This is a genomic window from Acinetobacter guillouiae (genome assembly GCF_002370525.2).
In the GTDB taxonomy this organism is placed as follows: domain Bacteria; phylum Pseudomonadota; class Gammaproteobacteria; order Pseudomonadales; family Moraxellaceae; genus Acinetobacter; species Acinetobacter guillouiae.
Map to the genome: position 1 here is coordinate 3,061,851 of NZ_AP014630.1, position 21,171 is coordinate 3,083,021.

The 21,171-nt window shown below is 38.4% G+C and carries 25 protein-coding genes; 19 read left to right on the forward strand and 6 right to left on the reverse strand.

Annotated elements, in window-relative coordinates; all coding sequences use genetic code 11:
• Positions 1-8: 8 nt before the first annotated feature.
• Positions 9-239, reverse strand: a complete 231-nt coding sequence (locus AS4_RS14360; protein WP_096734592.1) for a Cro/CI family transcriptional regulator — start codon at positions 237-239, stop codon at positions 9-11.
• A 121-nt stretch (positions 240-360) separates the two neighbouring features.
• On the opposite strand from AS4_RS14360, the gene AS4_RS14365 reads away from it, so the two are divergent.
• From AS4_RS14365 to AS4_RS14445, 18 genes are all read left to right on the forward strand, one after another.
• The gene (locus AS4_RS14365) at positions 361-1,032 is read left to right on the forward strand and encodes an XRE family transcriptional regulator (RefSeq protein ID WP_096734593.1); all 672 of its coding nucleotides are present in this window, start codon (positions 361-363) and stop codon (positions 1,030-1,032) included.
• A 29-nt stretch (positions 1,033-1,061) separates the two neighbouring features.
• On the forward strand, positions 1,062-1,367 hold the full coding sequence (locus tag AS4_RS14370; protein ID WP_096734594.1) for a hypothetical protein: 306 nt from the start codon (positions 1,062-1,064) through the stop codon (positions 1,365-1,367).
• A 75-nt stretch (positions 1,368-1,442) separates the two neighbouring features.
• A complete protein-coding gene (locus tag AS4_RS14375) occupies positions 1,443-2,267 on the forward strand; it encodes a HipA family kinase (protein ID WP_096734595.1) in 825 nt (274 codons plus the stop codon).
• A 14-nt stretch (positions 2,268-2,281) separates the two neighbouring features.
• Positions 2,282-3,100: a hypothetical protein gene (locus AS4_RS14380; protein WP_096734596.1), complete on the forward strand. Its 819-nt coding sequence runs from the start codon at positions 2,282-2,284 to the stop codon at positions 3,098-3,100.
• Positions 3,101-3,297: 197 nt separating this feature from the next.
• Complete coding sequence (locus AS4_RS21810; RefSeq protein WP_004725032.1) at positions 3,298-3,444, forward strand: hypothetical protein; 147 nt, start codon at positions 3,298-3,300, stop codon at positions 3,442-3,444.
• Positions 3,445-3,446: 2 nt separating this feature from the next.
• A complete protein-coding gene (locus AS4_RS14385; RefSeq protein ID WP_096734597.1) occupies positions 3,447-4,031 on the forward strand; it encodes a hypothetical protein in 585 nt (194 codons plus the stop codon).
• Entirely contained in the window at positions 4,028-4,423 is a 396-nt protein-coding gene (locus AS4_RS14390; protein ID WP_096734598.1) for a hypothetical protein, read from the forward strand. The genes AS4_RS14385 and AS4_RS14390 overlap by 4 nt, the downstream gene beginning before the upstream one ends.
• On the forward strand, positions 4,423-5,475 hold the full coding sequence (locus AS4_RS14395) for a coiled-coil domain-containing protein (protein WP_096734599.1): 1,053 nt from the start codon (positions 4,423-4,425) through the stop codon (positions 5,473-5,475). The genes AS4_RS14390 and AS4_RS14395 overlap by 1 nt, the downstream gene beginning before the upstream one ends.
• Positions 5,476-5,485: 10 nt before the next feature.
• On the forward strand, positions 5,486-6,292 hold the full coding sequence (gene bet, locus AS4_RS14400) for a phage recombination protein Bet (RefSeq protein ID WP_096734600.1): 807 nt from the start codon (positions 5,486-5,488) through the stop codon (positions 6,290-6,292).
• Positions 6,279-6,917, forward strand: coding sequence for a hypothetical protein (locus AS4_RS14405; protein ID WP_096734601.1), 639 nt, complete (start codon positions 6,279-6,281; stop codon positions 6,915-6,917). Before bet ends, AS4_RS14405 begins: the two co-directional genes overlap by 14 nt.
• Positions 6,918-6,966: 49 nt before the next feature.
• Positions 6,967-7,239, forward strand: a complete 273-nt coding sequence (locus AS4_RS14410) for a helix-turn-helix transcriptional regulator (RefSeq protein WP_096735538.1) — start codon at positions 6,967-6,969, stop codon at positions 7,237-7,239.
• Between the two features lie 121 nt (positions 7,240-7,360).
• Complete coding sequence (locus AS4_RS14415; protein WP_004724599.1) at positions 7,361-7,945, forward strand: anthranilate synthase component II; 585 nt, start codon at positions 7,361-7,363, stop codon at positions 7,943-7,945.
• 18 nt (positions 7,946-7,963) lie between these two features.
• A complete protein-coding gene (gene trpD, locus AS4_RS14420) occupies positions 7,964-9,010 on the forward strand; it encodes an anthranilate phosphoribosyltransferase (RefSeq protein ID WP_004724601.1) in 1,047 nt (348 codons plus the stop codon).
• 18 nt (positions 9,011-9,028) lie between these two features.
• Positions 9,029-9,835, forward strand: coding sequence for an indole-3-glycerol phosphate synthase TrpC (trpC, locus tag AS4_RS14425; protein WP_096734602.1), 807 nt, complete (start codon positions 9,029-9,031; stop codon positions 9,833-9,835).
• Positions 9,836-10,027: 192 nt separating this feature from the next.
• Positions 10,028-10,729 carry a Smr/MutS family protein gene (locus AS4_RS14430; protein WP_096734603.1) on the forward strand — a complete coding sequence of 234 codons (702 nt, stop codon included), beginning with the start codon at positions 10,028-10,030 and terminating at the stop codon, positions 10,727-10,729.
• A 126-nt stretch (positions 10,730-10,855) separates the two neighbouring features.
• The gene (folE, locus tag AS4_RS14435) at positions 10,856-11,404 is read left to right on the forward strand and encodes a GTP cyclohydrolase I FolE (protein ID WP_171064926.1); all 549 of its coding nucleotides are present in this window, start codon (positions 10,856-10,858) and stop codon (positions 11,402-11,404) included.
• 76 nt (positions 11,405-11,480) lie between these two features.
• On the forward strand, positions 11,481-11,840 hold the full coding sequence (locus AS4_RS14440) for a cupin domain-containing protein (protein ID WP_096734604.1): 360 nt from the start codon (positions 11,481-11,483) through the stop codon (positions 11,838-11,840).
• Between the two features lie 160 nt (positions 11,841-12,000).
• Positions 12,001-12,747 carry a hypothetical protein gene (locus tag AS4_RS14445; RefSeq protein ID WP_096734605.1) on the forward strand — a complete coding sequence of 249 codons (747 nt, stop codon included), beginning with the start codon at positions 12,001-12,003 and terminating at the stop codon, positions 12,745-12,747.
• Positions 12,748-12,916: 169 nt separating this feature from the next.
• Here AS4_RS14445 and AS4_RS14450 read toward each other — a convergent pair whose 3' ends face one another.
• The 4 genes from AS4_RS14450 to eat form a co-directional block, all read right to left on the reverse strand.
• The gene (locus AS4_RS14450; protein ID WP_004724615.1) at positions 12,917-13,786 is read right to left on the reverse strand and encodes a metal-dependent hydrolase; all 870 of its coding nucleotides are present in this window, start codon (positions 13,784-13,786) and stop codon (positions 12,917-12,919) included.
• Between the two features lie 471 nt (positions 13,787-14,257).
• The gene (gene eutC, locus AS4_RS14455) at positions 14,258-15,073 is read right to left on the reverse strand and encodes an ethanolamine ammonia-lyase subunit EutC (protein ID WP_096734606.1); all 816 of its coding nucleotides are present in this window, start codon (positions 15,071-15,073) and stop codon (positions 14,258-14,260) included.
• A 15-nt stretch (positions 15,074-15,088) separates the two neighbouring features.
• Entirely contained in the window at positions 15,089-16,471 is a 1,383-nt protein-coding gene (locus AS4_RS14460; protein WP_004724618.1) for an ethanolamine ammonia-lyase subunit EutB, read from the reverse strand.
• 2 nt (positions 16,472-16,473) lie between these two features.
• Positions 16,474-17,904, reverse strand: coding sequence for an ethanolamine permease (gene eat, locus AS4_RS14465; RefSeq protein ID WP_004822717.1), 1,431 nt, complete (start codon positions 17,902-17,904; stop codon positions 16,474-16,476).
• A 309-nt stretch (positions 17,905-18,213) separates the two neighbouring features.
• Between eat and AS4_RS14470 the strand changes: the two genes are divergently transcribed.
• Complete coding sequence (locus tag AS4_RS14470) at positions 18,214-19,047, forward strand: helix-turn-helix domain-containing protein (RefSeq protein WP_096734607.1); 834 nt, start codon at positions 18,214-18,216, stop codon at positions 19,045-19,047.
• Between the two features lie 101 nt (positions 19,048-19,148).
• Here AS4_RS14470 and AS4_RS14475 read toward each other — a convergent pair whose 3' ends face one another.
• The gene (locus AS4_RS14475; protein ID WP_096734608.1) at positions 19,149-21,095 is read right to left on the reverse strand and encodes an Lnb N-terminal periplasmic domain-containing protein; all 1,947 of its coding nucleotides are present in this window, start codon (positions 21,093-21,095) and stop codon (positions 19,149-19,151) included.
• Between the last annotated feature and the right edge of the window lie 76 nt (positions 21,096-21,171).

Consider the following 21,171-nt stretch of genomic DNA (forward strand, 5'->3'; position numbering starts at 1 on the left):
GGTGGTTCCTAAGCGCTTAAAGGTTGAAATTCTTTTAAAGATGGACACAACTCAGTTGCTTTAAATTTTCCATCGGTTGCTTTTTCTGCACGCATGGCTACAAGTTCAGACATATTTTTTGTGCCTCTAACCCATGCTGAAACTGCTGGTTGTTTTACTTGCAAAGCATTTGCAGTGCTTTCTTGACTACCAAAATGCTGAACAAGTAGCTGAAACTTATTATTAGTTTGCTTACTCATAGTTATATCTCCAAAGGATATAACCAATATTATAACTATAGTTATTTATAGTCAATAGTTATAGTTATTTGATTACCTATAACCTTGGTTATATATTGTTATAAAATAGAGGTGTGTTTTTATGTCGCTTAAAGATCGTTTAAAAGAATCAAGAAAGAAAGCTGGTAAAACACAAGCTGAAGTAGCTGAAGCTGTAAAAATCTCTCAGCCTGCTTACCAGGCACTTGAATCTGGCAGAAACCAAAAGTCAGCATTTCTACCAATGATTGCTCAATTTTTGGGAGTTGACCCTTTTTGGTTAACCACTGGGAATGAAAGTGATTCTTTTGAAGCAAAAGATGTACATAAGCCAACTGTTGTTGAACATGGATCAGATAATGAATTTATTTGGATTGATGTTGTAGAGGCTAATTTTTCTTGCGGTGCTGGTGAATCAATTGAGTTTCATTTTGATGTTATAAATGGGAAATTCCCTTTTTCTCCAGCATTTATGAAGGAGAAAGGAGTTACAGAAAAAACAATGAAGATCATTAAAGCTAAGGGCGACAGTATGGCTGACTTCATTAAAGATGGTGATTTAGTTGGAATTAATTTAGCGCAAACTGAGATCATTGATGGTGAGATTTATGCTTTCTATTTTGCTGGAGAAGGCATGATTAAACAGATATTTAAAGAAGCGGATGGTTCATTGATTCTTCATAGTTTAAACGAGAAGTATAGAGATAAAGTGGTAACTGAGGACAACGGTTCTAATTTTAAAATAATGGGTCGTCAATTTTGGCGAGCTGGATAATTTAAATTTCTTAAATAAAAGAGAATGTTATGATCGCAACACTTAATAAATACAAAACTGCGCTAACGATAAATCGTCAAGAATTCAAATTGGCCTTAGCTAAAATTGGCGCAGGAATTGATAAACAAATAGCCTCTCTCAAAAAAGCTAGACAAAGCTATGATGCTGCGGAAATAGCGCATGAAGTCATTACTGAAGCAAATATCTTTGAAGCAATAATTGAGGGGTTTAACGAAGCAGAAGAAACCAATCTAAAGCTGACTGATATAACAAATCTTGATGTAGCACAAGGATGGATAGATGAATTTTTAGAAAAGTATTCAGAAATACAATAACTTAATTGCATTAAAAAAACTGCGAACCCGACGCAGTCCTTTAGAAATGATCGGGATATTTTTAAGGGGTGAGTAATGGTACAGATGAGTTTATCAATGCCTTCTTCGGTTAAAACCGCTTTTGTTTCTAAGAATTCAAGCATGAAAAGAGATTCGTTAAATGCTGGAATTAACCCTCTATGGAGGGGGTATGTTGTTACATCGGATCATAAAGTTGTAAAAGCATACGTAAAACAAATCGGAAATATAAATGAATTATTTAAAGAAGTTTTATGCTCACTATTAGGCAGAGCAATAGGAATAGACACGCCTGAACCTTTTATAGTTAAAGTTGAAAGAAATCATCCTGATATTCCTAATAATGGTGAACAACTTTTTTTTGGCACAGAAGATTGTGAATCACCCTCTTTTTCTAGACTAATGGTAAACAATAAATTAAATGAAGAGCAACTCCTTAACTATGAAAAACTCCACGAAATTATCACCTTTGATGAATTAATTGCAAATACAGATAGGCATCCAGGGAATGTACTGTTTGATGGTATTGCTTATAATTTCATTGATCATGGGCGTACATTCCCACCTGATTTAGCATACAATAGCCCAATGACCCAGTGTGACTGGGGTGGTAATAAACTTGCTGAAATGATTGTGGACTACCAAGGACATAATGATGTTAAAACAAAGTTATTTATGAACAAAGTTAACAAGTTTATTAAAGCTAAACTATCTCCAGAGCAATTAAACTTACTCCCAGAGTCATGCAGAATTGAGCAAGATTCTTTAAATAATCATCATAAGAATATACAATCATTTCTAACGCAAAGGCTGCCGATACTTTTCCACTTAGTTGGTTTTAATGTAGTTGTTGCAGAGAATGGGCAATTAACATTGAGATAAAGGAGGCATTATTTATGTTGTCTAATTTAGAGTTCCCTCAAAGCCCTCCTGTTTTTGCAGAGTGGCAACCCATTTTCTTGGAACCAATAGTAAATTCTGGTGAAAGAATCACTATATTGATCATAATCAAAGAGACTAATGGTAAAATTCATATTCATAGAACTATTGAGGATATCGTTCTAAAATCATTGTATGCAAAAAAATATAATCAGATTAATGGATTAATTGAATATTTAGAAAATATAATTAGCAAAGCCCCAGACTGGGAGATACCTTTTGAAGGGATACACCCGGGAAATTGGTTTGGTGCAGCGGATTTCTCTTTGGAGGGGGTACTAAAGCAAGCGCTTTCACTAACTTCGAGTTTGAGTACATATGTAAATCATGTAGATGAAACATTAAAACCTTCAATCAAGAACAATTATCGCTGGTATGAAGATGTTCGTGATCTTGTAGTTAAATCTCAACCTAGTTTAGCCATTAATTTTGATCGTGAGGTCGCAATCGCTAAAAATGTTTCATATAGATACAGTTTCAATTACAAATCTTTTGTCGCTAACTTGCTTGATTTTAAAAGTATAAACAATCAAAAGTCTCAAACATCCATACTTCAAATGCAATTGTTATCAAATAATAGTCAGGTTAAAAATAAGGAGTTAATTTTACAGATGCCCACTAAATTTGATTTGGATATAATGTCACTGCAAAAAAAAGAAAACCTAGATGAAAAAATTATAATTTTTTCAGAACTACTAACTAGTCATAATGTGAGCTTAATTAAGGTTGAAACTGCTGAAGAGGCCTCGGATAAGTTATTAGCTATAGCTGTATAAAATTATCAAACCCAGCCTAACCCACCTTGTGTGGGTTTTCTTTTATTCTATTAAAGCATAAATATAACTAAAAGAATATTTTTTATAACTATAGTATTGACTATAATAATAACTAAAGTTATATTTACCTCATGCACAAACAAAAGCCCACTTAGACGGCAAATCAGAAGTGGGCTTGTACTCAGTACGAGGTAATTATGTCACACAAAAAACCACAACGTCTACTGACGATCGAACAGATTTCGAATCGTCGCTTATGGGATAAGGCTCAAAGCTTACTCCTTGGTTCAATCATCATCTTTTTGATTGGTGCGATGTTCTATATCGCTTTGGTAAGGGGGTGAGTATGGAAGCTTGTACTTTTGAGCGTTTCAGCAAAGACACCGAAAATCACGAAATCACAATCAATTTAGATCAAGGCTTATTTCGTGATTTAACAATTAAGCGCCCTAACACAAGTAGTTATTACTACAACATCACTACTCGCCCAGGATTATTAATGATTAGTGGTGATATGGGTTGTTATGTGTTTGAACGTCTTTCAGACATGTTTAAGTTTTTCCGTGGTGAATCTGATGAGATTAATCCGTGTTATTGGTCTGAAAAAATAGAGGCTGGCGAATTCAAAAGATACTCACCAGAAAAAGCACGCGAGGCCCTTAATCAAGAATTTGAAAACTGGAAAGAATGTACAGATTTTGATGAAGAACAAATAGCTGAAGAAAAAGAATATTTGGATCAAATCGATACTGACGAAGAGTTTGAATTTGTAGATGCAATTCGTAATTGGGTGCCAAATAAAGATGGCGTTCAGTTAGATGATTTTTGGGAATACAGCACAAATGATTACACCTTTCATTATATCTGGTGCTGTTACGCAATCGTGCATGCAATCAAATTGTATGACGCAGTCAAGGAGCCACAACAATGAATATGCTTTCTAATTACGCTCCTGAAGCGCCTACATTTCAAAATCTTGTAGTTGCTGATGAGTTTGTTATCCAAGACTCAAAAGTCTATTTCTCGCTGATTGTACCTAACTACAGCGCTTGTTATGTGTCTGCTGTTGTTGAAGCAAATCAAACCACAAGTTCACTTGCTTGGAACAATACAAGCGATCCGCAAAATGATGTTGATGTGGATTATGACTTGCTTGAAGTAGCGACTTGGCACCGCCCTGTTGTTGAAGATTATGACGATATTTTTGCTGCTCATGGGCTTCAATTTGCACTGACAAATAGTCAAGTTTATGCACTTAATGAAATGCTTAAAGCACATTTTGAACAAGAAAAAGTTAATGAATTAAAAGGGGTTGCAGCATAATGGAACTACAAGTATTAGAACAGAATGTGATTGTTTCAGCATTCAATGATGCAAATGGCATTCAAGCAATCGTTGATCAAATTAAAGCTCAAGTAAGCAGTATCGTTCCCGATGTTGCAACTGCAAAAGGTCGTAAGGAAATTGCCTCACTGGCTTATAAAGTTGCTCAGTCAAAAACTGCAATCGATGCTGAAGGCAAGAAACTCAAAGAGCAATACACGGTTGTTACCAACAAAATTGATGCTGATCGAAAATTTGCTCGTGATGAATTGGATGCTGAGCGTGACCGCATTCGCCAGCCATTAACAGACTGGGAAAATGCTGAAAAAGATCGTGTTGCAAAGCATGAACAAGCAATTATTGAAATAAAAAATCATGCACTTGATGTTCAGGATGTTGTTTCAAGTTTATTGAAAAACAGAATTGAGCATCTTGAAAACCTTGATGTTGACTACTCATTCGAAGAATACGAAGAGCAAGCCAAACTTGCAAAATTCGAAACACTCGAAAAGCTACGCACTGCCCTTGCTACTCGTGAAAAATACGAAGCTGAGCAGGCTGAATTGGAGCGCTTACGTCAAGCTGAAATCGAACGCTTACAGAAAGAACGTGACGAAAAAATTGCACGTGAAGCTGCAGACAAAGCACGTGTTGAAGCTGAAGCAAAAGCTCTTGCGGATCGTAAGAGAGCTGAGCAAGAAAAACTTGAAGCAGAACAACGTGAAGCGCGCTTAAAGCTCGAAAAAGAACAAGCCGAATTACGCGAACAGCAATTAAAGCAGCAAGCCATTGAGCGTGAAAAGCAAGCTGAAATTGATCGCCAAAAGGCTGTTGAAGCTGAGCGCTTACGCATCGAGCGAGAAGCTAAAGCAAAGGCAGATGCTGAACTTAAAGAGCAGCAAGCACGCGAAGCCAACAAAGCTCATAAAAAGAAAATCTGTAATGAAGCACTTCAAGGGCTTATGAATCTTGGTATTTCGGAAGAATTAGGCAAACAAATTTTACAGGCGATTCACAAAGGTGAAGTGCCACACGTATCAATCAAGTTTTGAGGATTAGAAGATGAATGCAGTTGCTCAAGTTGAAAATCAATTAGGTGTTTCGCTTAAAGATTACGATGTTGATCAAGCTATGTGGTCTGCCCTAACCTCATCAATCTTTCCGGGTGCGAAACCTGAATCAATCGTCATGGCAGTTGAATATGCGAAAGCGCGTAATCTCGACATTATGAAAAAGCCTTGTCACATCGTACCAATGAATGTGAAGGATTCTAAAACAGGAAACACTGAATGGCGTGACATTATCATGCCATCAATTGCAGAACACCGTATTACTGCTTCTCGATCAAACAGTTACGCAGGAATTGAAGCGCCAGTGTTTGGGCCAATGGTTGATATTAATTTCGGTGGGATTTCTCATACTGTTCCTGAGTTCTGTACTGTTACTGTTTATCGCATGATCCATGGCGAAAAGGTCGCATTCTCTCACACAGAATATTTTGAAGAAGCATGCGCGACAGTAAAAGGTGGTGGCCTGAATTCCATGTGGACAAAGCGCAAGCGCGGTCAATTGTCAAAATGCGCTGAAGCTGGTGCACTTCGTAAAGCTTTTCCTGAAGAAATTGGTGACGAGTACACCAAGGAAGAAATGGAAGGAAAAATCATAACTGTTGGCAATGATGTTGCTCAAGAAACCAAAGTGACTGATTCTCGCCCTTCTCTAACTGACGCACAAATTGAAAAAGCTATTACCAAAATCAAAGCTGGTCAAGGTGATCTTGAAGCGCTGAAAGCTCACTACAAAATCACAGACGAGCAAGAACACTATGTTCGCGCTCAAACTGAGGTGCTTGATCATGATTCAGTTTAGAGCTTCAAGTGTGGGTAAGCTTATGACTTACCCTGAAAAAGATACATTGGCTGATGGTGCTTTAACTCACATCTATGAGCTTGAAAAGCAAATCATGCTTGGATGGAAACCTAATCTCAATACCTTCGAAATTGAAAAAGGTCGAGTTGTAGAAGATCAAACAATTGCACTTTACAACCAAGTTTCTGGCAATTTTTATGTCAAAAATAAGGTTCGTAAAACTTCTGATTTGTTCACTGGTGAGTGTGATATTTGCGAAATTGAAGAAGATTTAATTTTGGATGTTAAGTCTTCTTACTCAAAAGACACCTTTCCTTTAACAATAAAAGAAGGTCAGAAAAAGCTGTATGAATGGCAATTAGATACATATATGCACCTTTGGGATATTGTCAATTCAGGATTGGTTTTTGGTTTAGTAGATACTCCAAGCCATTTAATCAAAAAGCATGAACCTGAAGACTGGCACATTGTTGGTCATATAGCCCCTCAACTTCGAATCACAACATTATTCCGCGAACGTGATGCGAAGCGTGAAAAGCAACTTCTTAATAAAACTCGTGTTGCTCAAGACATGCTTTGCGAGTTGTTGGATAAGCGCGGATTTAAGTGGGAGGTTGCAGCATGACCCTCCTAAAACTTTACTTTCACTTGATAAAAATGGCGTGGTGGTTGTGATGAAATCAGAAAGAGACAATGACCTGCTTCAAGCCATATTCAATGAGATGCAAGAATTAAAGCGATCTTTATCGATTAAGGATGAACGCAGAGTAAGCGTGAAGGAGTTTGCGCAACGAATGGGCTATTCAGAACCCACCCTTTGGGATCGAATAAATAATGGCGTCCTAACCCCTCCACAAAAGGATGGTGTGCTAAGTTTTTGGCTAAATAGTTATGTTAATGAAGCTGTAGCCACAAAATGTAAAAAATCTGCTAAAGTAGCCGCTTAGATAGCGGCTTTTTTGTAAAAGCTGTTGTTTAAATAGACACTTAGCAAAGTGAGTAACATTGTGAGTAACTTCACATCCAGTATACACATTAAGCGATATATTTCAAAAGGTTAAGTTTGATATGCTTCTAATGATCGATAATTACGATAGCTTTACGTATAACATTGTCCAATATTTTGGCGAGTTAAACCAAGACGTTAAAGTTGTTCGCAATGATGCCGTGACCTTAGAGGATATCGAACGATGGCAACCAAAGTACTTAGTGATTGGTCCTGGTCCTTGCTCACCCTCTGAAGCAGGAATTTCTATCCCTGCAATTCAGCATTTTGCAGGAAAAATTCCAACACTCGGTGTATGCCTAGGTCACCAAGCAATTGGTCAGGCTTTTGGCGGCGAAATTGTGCGTGCCAAAACGGTGATGCATGGTCGTTTATCTGACATGTATCATAGTGACCAAGGGATCTTCAGCAACTTACCTTCTCCATTTTCAGCAACACGTTATCATTCACTCGTGATTGATCAAGCCAGTGTGCCGGAATGTCTGGAAGTTACTTGCTGGACCAATGAAGCAGATGGTTCTATCGAAGAAATTATGGGTGTCAAACATAAGACATTGCCAATTGAAGGCGTGCAGTTCCATCCAGAATCCATTCTGAGTCAACATGGTCATCAGATCTTTAAAAACTTTTTAGAAATTTATGCTTAATATGCGTAGTACAAGATAATGAATATTCAACAAGCTTTAAATAACATCACTAAAAATATCGAACTCACTCAACCTCAAATGGAGGAAGTGATGCGTACCATTATGCGTGGTGAAGCCACAGATGCCCAAATTGGTGCATTTATGATGGGACTTCGTTTAAAAGGTGAAAGTATTGACGAAATCACCGCTGCGGCACGTGTAATGCGTGAGTTTGCAATTAAAATTGATGTGGGTGATATCCCGCATTTAATTGATATTGTTGGCACTGGTGGTGATGGACAAAACCTATTTAACGTCTCTACTGCCTCTTCATTTGTTATTGCGGCAGCAGGTGCAACTATTGCAAAACATGGAAATCGTGGTGTTTCTTCTAAATCAGGCTCGTCTGATCTTTTAGAACAGGCCGGGATTAACCTTGATCTAAATATGCACCAGACAGAACGATGCATCCGTGAAATGGGGGTTGGTTTCTTATTTGCCCCAAACCATCATAAAGCGATGAAATATGCGGCTGGCCCACGTAAAGAATTGGGCTTCCGTAGTATTTTTAATCTCCTTGGCCCGCTTACGAATCCGGCTGGGGTACGTCGCTATGTGATTGGTGTATTTTCAACAGAATTGTGTCGTCCACTGGCCGAAGTTTTAAAACAACTGGGGGCTGAACACGTCATGGTGGTTCATTCTAAAGATGGCTTAGATGAAATCAGTTTGGCTTCCTCGACTTATGTTGCTGAATTAAAAAATGGTGAAATCACGGAATGGATGATTCAGCCAGAAGATGTAGATATTGAATCTCAAACCTTAACTGGTCTTTCTGTTGATAGTGCTGCTGAGAGCCTAGCATTAATCAAAGACGCGCTCGGTAAGAAGAAATCAGCAAAAGGTGAAAAAGCAGCCAGTATGCTGGCATTAAATGCAGGAGCTGGTATCTATGTTTCAGGTCTAACCAAGAGTTATAAACAAGGTGTCGCTTTAGCACATGATATTATCTATGGTGGGCAAGCTTTAGAAAAAATGGGCATTTTGTCTGAATTTACAAAAACACTCAAAGAGTATGAAGCTTAAGGATTAGAGGACGTTATCATGGTGGATATTGCCAATACAATGTTGGGTAAAATTGTTGATCGTAAATACGAAGAATTTGCTCAACGTTTAAAACGACGTAGTTTAAACGATGTTGAAGCGCTTGCCCAAGCTGCAACACCTGTGCGTGGTTTTGCCAAATCTTTATACAGTAAACGCCCAGGTGTGATTGCTGAAATAAAGAAAGCCTCACCATCAAAAGGGATCATTCGTGAAAATTTTAACCCTGCTGAAATTGCTCAACAATACCAGCAAGCCGGTGCAGCCTGCTTATCTGTTTTAACAGATTTAGATTTCTTTCAAGGTGCTGATGAAAATATTCAGATTGCACGTAGTCACTGTGAATTACCTGCGCTACGTAAAGATTTTTTGATTAATCCTTACGGCGTTATCGAAGCGCGTGCTTTACATGCCGACTGTATTTTATTAATTGTGGCTTGTTTGTCAGATCAACAACTTGAAGAAATGTCAAAGACCGCATTTGAGCAGAACCTTGATGTTTTGGTTGAAGTTCATGATGAGGCTGAACTGGAACGTGCATTGCAACTTTCAGAGCGTTGTTTACTGGGTGTGAATAACCGTAATTTAAAAACCTTTGATGTGGATTTAAATACCTCATTGCGTTTGAAGAAGTTACTTCCACCATCACGTTTACTGATCACTGAAAGTGGTATTGCAACACCAGATGATGTGCGCATGATGCAAGAACACGATATTCATTCGTTCCTTGTGGGTGAAAGCTTTATGAAGCAACCACGCCCTGATCATGCATTTAATGCGTTGTTTGGTCTGCCTGAAACAGTGTAATTAAAAGTCAAAGGGTGAGTTCGCTCACCCTGTTTTCATATTTCCCCCACTCCCCCTATAAATTTTTCAACTCCCAACATTCAAGTCACGATCAACGCAGATATAACTGTGTGAATTCAATTCAGTTCAAATTTGACAAGATTCAGACTATACTGAGCGCCTAATACCGTCCATTTACTGTTTTTTGCAATTATGAGTAAATCTGATTCCACATTCTCTAAATCACAGCTTGATTTATTAAAACAATTCAAAAAACAAATCACTCCTCCACATGCTTCAAAAGTTGCAGTGCAACCTGAAAGTAAGAATGCACAAGTAACAGCACCTGAAGAGTTAGATGATGCTGATTTGTTTAAAACCGCACTCGGCGGTGTAACCAAACTCGATAACGGCAATATTGCCAAAATCGAGCGTAGTGATTTGCGCAAAAAACCAGATGCAAAAACCCTTGCCAAACGCGCGGCAGCTGAAGGTGCATTTGAAATTAATGATGCAGAATTGTCAGATACTCAAGCGATTTTAAATCCTGTTGCAAGTCAGGCGGCTTTAAGCTATCGCATCGCAACACTACAACATAAAGTTTTTGAAGACTTAAAAGCTGGTAATCTACGCTGGTTTGAAGCTGTTGATTTACATGGTTGTACTGTTGAAGAAGCACGCTCTGCTGTATTGCAAATCATTCAAATGGCAAAAGATGAAAACCAAAATGTCATTAAAATTGTCCATGGCAAAGGTCCAGAAGCCATACTGAAAACTTATGTGAACGGCTGGCTTCGTCAACATCGTGATGTTTTAGCTTTTGTCAGTGCTCCTGAAAAACAAGGTGGCACAGGCGCAGTTTTGGTTTTACTGAAACGTGCTGAAAGAAATCCAAAATCAAATGGAAATCCATGATCATTTGTTTTAAATGATCAAAACTCTCTTAAGTGTCGGTTTATCTTGTAATTAGAAAATATTATTCATTTTTCTGATACAATGCCGTCCTTGTTCAAACCGTATAAGTGAACACGTTTTATGTCTATGCAGCAATCCTACGCGAATATTTTAACTGCCGTTGGCGAGGACTTAGACCGTCCTGGTCTGAAAGATACGCCTATGCGTGCGGCTAAAGCTTTTTCGTACTTGACGTCTGGCTATAGCAAAACGCTGGAAGAAGTGACCAATAATGCGGTCTTCCCTTCTGATAATGATGAAATGGTCTTGGTAAAGAATATCGAATTTTATTCGTTATGTGAGCATCATTTATTGCCTTTTCATGGTCGTGTACATATTGCCTATCTCCCTTCAGGCAATGTTTTAGGACTGTCTAAATTTGCCCGTATTACAGAAATGTTTGCTCGCCGTTTACAGATTCAAGAACAATTGACCAAGCAAATTGCAGATGCAGTGGCTGAAGTTACTCAAGCACGTGGTGTTGCGGTGGTCATTGATTCAGCGCACATGTGTATGATGATGCGTGGTGTCAGCAAACAAGAATCGACCACACGTACTGTATCATTTGTGGGTGATTTTAAAACAGATAAAGAAGCACGTCGTGAGTTTTTATCTGCCGTGCCTGAAGCACATTAAGACTGATCATTCAGTAAGTAATATAAATATCAAAGCCTCATTTTATTGAGGCTTTATTTTACGATAGGGTTTTACAATGTCTTTAATTTGGTTGGCAGGTGATGGTTTAACGAGCAGTGAAACTACTATCGATTATCCTCGTGCAGAACGTTTAGTTAAAGGAAATCCCAAACGACTCACGCAAAGCTTATATGAACATCCCAATATGAATTGTGGTATTTGGCAATGCGAGGTCGGTGCATGGGATATTCAATTTGCAGACAATAAGCAGGAATTTTTTCAGGTGATTCAAGGTACTGTTCGTTTGCATGATAAAAACACATCATCATTTGTAGAAATTAAAGCAGGTGAAGCAGGAATTATCCCACCTTCATTTATCGGTACATTTGAAGTGCTCGAAGCAGTTAAAAAATATTTTGTTGTGGTTGAAGTTTAAGTCAGCAAAACTTGTAATTATCTTTTTGATGATCAGCGCATTCAAATATAAGATTTTTTATATTTTTTGCTTTCCTATAGCTTATATTTGTAAAATATAAGCTAACTCTTCCCTTAAAACTATATGATTTAAATTATCTTAGCCCTATACCGTATTTTAAATGAAAAATTTAGTGATCTTTATTTCAGCGTTGACTGCCACTAGCGCCTTTGCCGACAATCTAAATGCCAACGAATTAAAAGATGTGCAAACTGTCATTAAATTATTTAAAAATAAAAATATCACCGCGATTTCAAACAACGTTGTCTATCCCTTACATCGTGAAGAACCCATCCCAAGTATTGCCAATGCAACCCAGATGAAACAACGCTTTAACCAAGTGTTTGATACTCAACTTATTCAAGAGATCGCCAACTCAAAACCATCACAATGGGAAAGTATGGGTTGGCGTGGTGTGATGCTCAATGGTGGCACACTATGGTTAGATGGTCATAAAATTAAAGCCATCAACTACAGTAGTGATGCTGAAGAAAAATATAAAGCGCAATTGATTTCACAACAGAAAAATCAATTACATTCATCACTTAAAAATTTTAAAACACCTGAATTACAGTTTAAAACCGCCAAATTTCAAGTTCGTATAGATGCTATGCCCAATGGTAAATACCGTTATGCATCTTGGGGAACAAAACAATCCCAAGCGACAAAACCTGATCTTATTTTAAATCAGGGTCGTGTTGAAATGGATGGTTCAGGCGGTAATCACCACTACATTTTTAACAGTGGTACATATCAATATGTGGTTTATCGTAATGTTTTAGGTGCAAGTGAAACACCAGATGTCACCTTAGAAGTCACTCAAAAAGGCAAAAAGATCCTTTCTCAAGCAGGCAAATTATTTAAATAGTTTGTATCAATGATTGAGCTGAATCATTTTTCTCAAGTTTTTTCTAATTCATACAGATTTAAAGCTAGTCGAGCAAATCACCTGATGAACTGCTCGATAAGCTGTTCAAAATCATGTGCTGTGCGATATATCACAAACACACAGCCAATCCTTTAAATATGATATTTGATTATTTTTTTTCAGCCAATTGATAAATCAATTGTTCCATTTGTTGCATGTATTGTCGGTTCTCATGGTCCCACGGATGGAAGTTTGGACGGAAATAATCGATATAATTTCCCAGTTGCTTTCTCAATACACCAATGCCACCAAAGGTATAATGATAGGTCTTTTTCCAGCTGGATAAATCGCTTAACTTCCCTTCTCCTTTCACAATGGTCAAGAATACAGGGATGACTAAGCCCCAGAACACAATCGTTGCGACCACCAATCCAAAGCTACGAACGGCATAGGCATAAGGACCATGCCCCATTGCGGTATTCCATACATCAAAAGCCACCGCTTTATGTTCTGTTTCTTCAAAAGCATGCCAACGCCAGATATTGGCATAATGTTCTTCAGCTCCTTCAAATAATTCAGGTGTCCGTAATACAGAATCTGCCAATAAAGCGGTAAAATGTTCTAATGCAATTGTTCCACTGAGCCAAAAATATGCAGGTAAATGCTGTTTAAGCAGACCAAAAATCTCTAAAACCAATGCTTCAAATTTTGGTGCAATCGGTGAGCGTGCAAATAAGGCTTGGTTATATTCTTCATGCTCACGCCCATGCATTGCTTCTTGACCAATAAAAGCCGTCACCGCTTTTTGTAATTCTGGGTCTTGGACTAAATCACGATGTGCCCTTACAGCATCAATAAAGAAGCGTTCGCCAATAGGCAAGACAATAGAAAACGTATTTAGCAATGCGGTAAAAATTGGACCTGCGGCGGTATGCCAATCTGCGATTCGCTCTGCGGGTAAATTAAATCTGACATCACGGCGAATAGGTAATGGCTCATGATACACACTCGATTTAATAAATTTTTTTAAAATGCCCATGGTTGATCCTGCCTCTGGCTGATTATCATTTTTTTAATTTAGCTTGTGCGCTTATTAGAATTTTACTTAACTGGGTTTAATTCCATAGGTCATTTCGACTCATTTACATGTCATTGCATCTCTATTTCATGATATTTTGATCGAATAAGTCTCTCGAAGTATGTCGATATATGCTTGCGATACCATCAACAGCATGATCTAAATTGTGTAAAAAGTGGATCGTCTAAATGTCTTTTTCAGTTCAAAAATAGACTTTGCTGAAATGCCACATCAAGCATATTCAATAAAAACGCTGAGCTATGACTGGAATTAAATGTAGGATATTTAAGAGAAGTACACTTAGTTTTTTAATTTATTTTTTAAACTTGAAGGTTTACACAACACTTAAGCTTGAACAAATACTCTAGTATTTACAAAGCAATGCCTTAAACATCAAGGCACTGCTTTGTTCAAGATATAAAAATTTGGCCGTTAGAATAATAATTTTTTGCGATGCTCATCGCTTTGTAATGGAACAACGTGGTCATCTTTTAAATCAACCCCTGAAAGTTGTAATTTAAATGAATTTCGCATCAACGCCATTAAACGTTGTGTGGCAATTTGAATACTCAGCCCTGCAGGTCGTACATTGGAAATACAGTTCCGGCTTGAATCCATACTGCCTTTTCGCGCTTTCCAAGTGTAATACACCCCCATACTGTCAGGTGAGCTTAGACCAGGCCGTTCGCCAATCAACATAATCAATAACGGTGCATTAAAACTTTGTGCCACTTCATCGCCTAATGCCACACGACTCCCTGTAGCAAGTACAATTGGCGCCAGTTTCCAGCCCTCAGCATCAATATGTTCACGTAAGGCATTGATATAGGCAATAGCATTCTCTTCTATTGCACGTGCAGATAAGCCATCACCAACCACGATACATACATCATATTTCTGTGAGTGCTGTTGCACATAAGTCGTGAGTTGAGTTTGAGCCTGATCCGATAACTCGCGGCCCAAATCAGGGCGCTTTAAATATACTTCTTTGTCGGTTGCTTTACTTTCCACAATGAGACTTTCAAATTTTAAATCTCTAAGCCGAGCTTGCATATTTTCAGTATCTAATTGGTGAAAAACAGCATCTTTGGCCTGTGCATGCGAGAGTTGAAACTTAAGCAATTCCTGAGTTGGAATGCTACATCCTACTCTTCCCATCGCAATTCGGGCATCAGTATATTGTTTTAACTTATGCCAAGGATCTTCATGAAAACCATTTGGAAAAGTTTCAAGTTTTGAGAGCTTCATGGTTTACTCTCCTTTTTATGATAATAATTTAGCAAAGTTTTTTGGCATACTGCTTGGCCAATGAATTTGCCGTTGTTCTTGGTGCAAAATTCCTTGCTGATCTAACCAAGCCGAAAACTCTGGGGCAGGTTTTAATCCCATTAACTGACGTAAATATAAAGCATCATGGAAAGATGTGGTTTGATAATTCAACATCACATCATCTGAACCTGGAATTCCCATGATAAAGTTAATTCCCGCAGCACCAAATAGCGTGAGTAACACATCCATATCATTTTGATCTGCGTCGGCATGATTGGTATAACAAATATCACAACCCATAGGTACACCGAGTAATTTGCCACAGAAGTGATCTTCTAGCCCTGCACGAATAATCTGTTTCCCGTCATACAAATACTCTGGACCGATAAACCCAACCACAGTATTGACCAATAATGGATTGTATTTACGTGCCACTGCATAAGCTCGTGCTTCAATGGTTTGCTGGTCCACACCATGATGCGCATTACTGGATAAGGCACTGCCCTGTCCAGTCTCAAAATACATCACATTTTGACCAATTGTGCCTCGATTGAGTGCTAAAGTCGCCTCATATCCTTCCTGAAGTAAATCCAAGGTAACACCGAAGCCTTCATTGGCCAATTGCGTACCCGCAATGGATTGGAACATTAAATCAATTGGAATATTACGTTCTGCAAGTTGAATCCCTGAGCTGATATGGGTTAACACGCAAGATTGTGTTGGTATTTCATATTCTTGAATAATATGGTCGAGTAACTTCAATAACTCTGACAAATTATGTAAGTTGTCTGTGGCAGGATTAATTCCTATCACAGCATCACCATTGCCATACATCAAGCCATCCAATAGGCTGGCGGAAATCCCCAATACATCATCGGTTGGATGATTCGGTTGTAAGCGGGTTGATAAATGACCTTTTAAACCAATCGTATTGCGAAATTGCGTCACCACTTCACATTTACTCGCAACCAGAATTAAATCCTGATTACGCATAATTTTACTCACAGCAGCAACCATCTCTGGCGTTAAACCCTTGGCTAAATTGGCCAATTTTTCAGAAGTTGCATCTTCACTCAGCAACCAATTGCGAAAATCACCTACAGTAAAGTGCGCAATTGGCGCAAATAAATCAGCACGATGTTCATCAATAATTAAACGCGTAATATCATCTTTGTCATAGTCGATGACCGTTTCATTTAAAAAAGTTTTTAACGGGACTTCAGCCAAGGCCATCTGTGCTGCCACACGCTCCGTTGCATTACTGGCTGCAACACCAGCCAACTCATCACCAGAACGTAATGGGGTTGCCTTAGCCATTAAGGTCTTTAAATCTTGGAAAATATATTGTTGCTGAGCAACGCTATAACGATAACTCATAATTATAATTCCTGTTCTGCTGCCTTAATGCTGGCAAATTCTTCTTCTGGTGTGCCTGAAATCAGATGATGGCGACTATAAACAAGAAAATAAACAATGAAGACCACATAGATACCCAAAGCGATAAACCAGACTTTAGGATCAACCAGGAAACCCGCAACCACGGCGACAATTGATAAGATCAACGCAATACTGGAAGTAAAAATACCACCGGGTGTTCGATATGGACGATATACATCAGGTTGTGAAATACGTAATTTGATATGCGCCATCATCATTAAAACATAAGAAATCGTCGCACCAAATACTGCAATCAAAATCAGTAAATCTCCCTGTTTGGTTAATGACAATAAGAAGCCAATAATCCCCGGAATAATCACGGCTAAATATGGCGATTTATTTTTGTTGGTCAATGATAAAGACGTCGGTAAATAACCCGCACGAGAAAGTGCAAAAATTTGCCGCGAATAGGCATAGATAATTGAGAAGAAACTCGCGATTAAACCAGCCAAGCCAACAAAGTTTACAAAGTTCGCCAACATGCCGTGCCCATATACTTTAACCAACGCATCCACCAAAGGTGCACCTGAATCTTTAAGTACACTTGCACCTGCTGCACCCGCACTCAATATTAAAATCAAGATGGCAAAAGCAGCCAAGATCAACATTGCACCAATCAAACCGCGTGGTAATGATTGTGCTGGATTTTTGGCCTCTTCAGCAGCTAAAGGAACGCCTTCTACAGCAAGGAAAAACCAGATTGCATACGGAACTGCTGCCCAGATCCCTAAATAACCTTGGGGTAAAAAGCTACTCGCACCGGCTTTAGATGAATCAACTGCAATATCGAATAGATTAGCACTGTTAAAATGAGGAATCATCGCAACAAGGAACACCACCACTGCAACCACTGCGATCGCAGTAATCACAAACATGATTTTAAGTGCTTCACCTGCACCTTTTAAATGAATCCCCATAAAAACCAAATAACAGATTAAATAAATTAACCATCCACCCACTCCAAATAAGGATTCACAATATGCACCAATAAAGGTCGCGATTGCTGCCGGTGCGATAGCGTATTCGATCAGAATCGCTGTTCCTGTTAAATAACCGCCAAATGGTCCAAAAGCCATACGGGCAAAACTGTACCCACCACCTGCTGTAGGGAGCATGGTCGACATTTCTGACATTGAGAGGCATATACATAGATACATAATCGCAGCAAAAATCACTGCGACGAACATACCGCCCCAACCGCCTTGTGCGATACCAAAGTTCCATCCAGCAAAGTCACCTGAAATCACATAGGCAACCCCTAAACCGACCAAGAGTAACCAGCCAACAGCACCCTTTTTTAATTCTCGTTGAGCAAAATATTCTTTGGAATCTTCTGTTTTTACGATAGTTGATTGTTCATTTCGAGCGTCCATCATCGTTCCTTTTTAATTTGCCTTCTTTTGTATAAGCAAAAAAAGTGCCTTTCCTTGGATGACGTCAATGTTTTTTGTTCAATCCCATGAACATCACGTCTTGTCAGTTGTTAAAAACTGCTTTTAAATGAATCTACCAAACAAAGGTAGGAGAAAAGTTGAATAGCACCAAACTAGAGAATCGGAAAAAGTTATTGAAAATTGAATAATTAAAAGAAAAATAATGAAATTTATATATTTTATTTACTTTGTTATTTGTTTATTTAATTTAAGATATTATTTAGTATATATGCATAAATGGATTATGCGATGGGCTCAAAACCACATGCTAAAAAGCCAACAATCAAAAATGAAAATTTAACCTCTACTCAAGCAAACTCACGTTCCCAGCAAGCTTTACAATTAGCACTGATTCAATGTCAGCAGGATTTACTCAACACGGCACTGCTCGCTGCTGTTGTTATACAAATCAGAGATCTGCAAAAAAATCTACTGTGGTGTTCAGCCAATACAGATCCATGCGCCGAATTCCAGCAAGATCAAGATTTAGAAACAAAGCCAGATCACTATATTTATAGTGCGCCTATTCTTGATTTAACATCAGGGCAAGCATGTGGTGAAGTGGTTTTATTTCACAGCTTAAATCAAGCAAATATTTTTGGACAATTGGCTGTTACACAATGCGCCGAGATCATTGCACAAAAATTATATACTCAGCCCTTCAATCGTTTAACTATCCATGCATTTTCAGTACCACAGAAAATAATGATCAATGATCAGTCGATACTTTTAACGCCACGGCAGTTTGAAATCATCTGTATTTTGATTCTAAATCCTTTGGGCTTAACCCTAGAACAGCTACATATTTATCTCTATGGCGATGAACAGATCAGTTTAAATACGCTTAAATCTGAGATTTCTTATTTAAAAAATAAGGTGGGTGAATTAATCTGTGCAAGAACTTATCAGATACAGGCAGAAATTCACGCAGATTTTAAAGAGTTGGAAGATGCTGTCGATGCGGGTTATCTTGATACAGTCAAGCAACTCTACCAAGGTCATTTCTTTATAAAAACCAAAAGTCCTTTTCTAAACAATTGGCAACAGATTCTACGTATGAGAATTAATAATCTCCTTGTATAAACCTCCTTGGCTTGCGATCGATTAATACCTATCTCAACATGTCATTCTCAAAGCTCTATCTCGAAATAACATTCTCAAAATCCGATTTGCCAGATCTATCTTTAAAAATAATGTACAAAACCTAAACCAATTTTTTGCCAATCAAGTTGGTTTTGTTGTTGGTACTCCCAATTGACGTTTAATGAATTTTGACGATTGAGCGAATATTGCAGTGTACTCTGGATACGTAAATTCCACTCACTGGAATCTTGCCAATAGGGTAATTCGACTTGAACAATACTGTTTAAACGATCTGACCATACATTTTGGCAGCCTAATGTTGGTCCCAGTCCAACGCGCCAGCCTTTATCCAATGATATACCTGCTTGAAGCTGTGTTTGTAGTTCTGCATAACAAAGATGCTTACGATCATCATCTGCAAGGGTATAACCAGATTGGGCTTTTGCACTGACCACGCCATGTTGTTGCTGGTCACTAAATTGTCCATTTTGAATGGCTTCTTGCTGCCAGCCCAAAGTAAACCCCCAGGTTATTGGCATTTTAAACGGGGTGATGGGGTTATAAGAGTTTACCGTTAATACATCGAGATGTTCCAGTTTAAGTCGATCATCTCGCCATTGCGCAGCACCATCCAGAAACAACAATTGCGTGCCTGTACGGAAGCCACCCTGCGGATCTTTTAGTTCGTGATAGGCCTGACGATGACCAATTTGTACAAATTTTTCACCCTGAACCTCACCTGCTTCCACGGACCACTTACGTGAATCATGTCCATTGACTGGATCAACTTTCGGACGCACAGGTGCTAAACGTTGTTTCTCTATAGGGATTTGACTACGTAAGCCTAGCAGTTGTCTAAAACGCGGTTGAGTAAAGCTTGCATCGACCTGACGAGCAACGAATTGTAAATATAAATCGTCATAGGCCATTTCTAATATTTTTGCACGATCTTGATCATCATAATCAGCGATAGCCGCTTGCATCTGTTGTGGTTCTAATACCGCAATTGCATGAGCTTTTTTTGCCAATGCATGACCATGTTGTTTGGCCTGCGAATTTAATTGTGTTTCTAACGCTGGACGATATACCGCTTCTCGTACTAATCCTTGTTGCTCTACGGCTTTAATGGTTTCAATCGGGATCGCTGCATATGTAAATTGCTTGCGTAAATTCGAGCTTGGACGGACTAAATCAATCAACCCCAATAAACGATAGGCACAATTATCACTGACAAAATAATAAGGAAAACTGACCTTTTGCATTTCCCAAATATGTTTGACTAAAAAAGCGGTCTCTTCAGGATTTAAATTCAGTTCATATTCCCAAAGATCACGGCTTTCAAAATCACCATATTCTTTCACTTTGCGATAATAAGGCATTAAAGAATATTCGCCAGGATATTTCCCAACTAACCCTTTCCATGCATAAGACCAATTGTCATCGCTGTTTACTGTGGCTGCATAATTCACAGCATAAGAGACTAAGTTGAGCTGCTTTTGATCTTTAGGATCGAGACGAAGCAAGGTATGTCCAAACATTGAGCTTGGATTACCCATAAAATCAGTCGCATAAATCAAGGTCACTTGGTAGGGTTTGATTTGTGCATACCATTGATCAAACTCAGGACAGAACACAACAGGTAATTGTTGTTGTGAAATATTTAGTTGTTGTATCAACCATTGGCTACGTGCAGGAAATTTACAATGAATGGATTGATTGGCATCGGCGACTTGAAACAGTGCAGTGATATCTGCATTCATTTCATTTTGGATGTTCTGGCGACCATCTTGAGCAAAGAAATAACCTGAATAACTGACTTCGCTTTGGTTTGTGCTTTTGTGACTTGTGTTATTGTGATTTAAGTCTTTAGCAGAGGCATCTTCTGCATAAAGTAAACGTTTCCAGGTGATATGACTGGCTAATTGTTTTTGTTGTGCCAGTTTTAACGCATTTTCTAATGCATGCTGATTCTCTAAAGCGGATTCCGCATGTAAATGAACGGTAAACAATGAACTGAGTAAGCTTAAACTAAGTGCTAAATATTTCATTCAATCATCAATTTATATAGATATATTATAAAACTGCGCAATTAAGAAATGTCAGCTCAATACAAGAGTTCGCTCA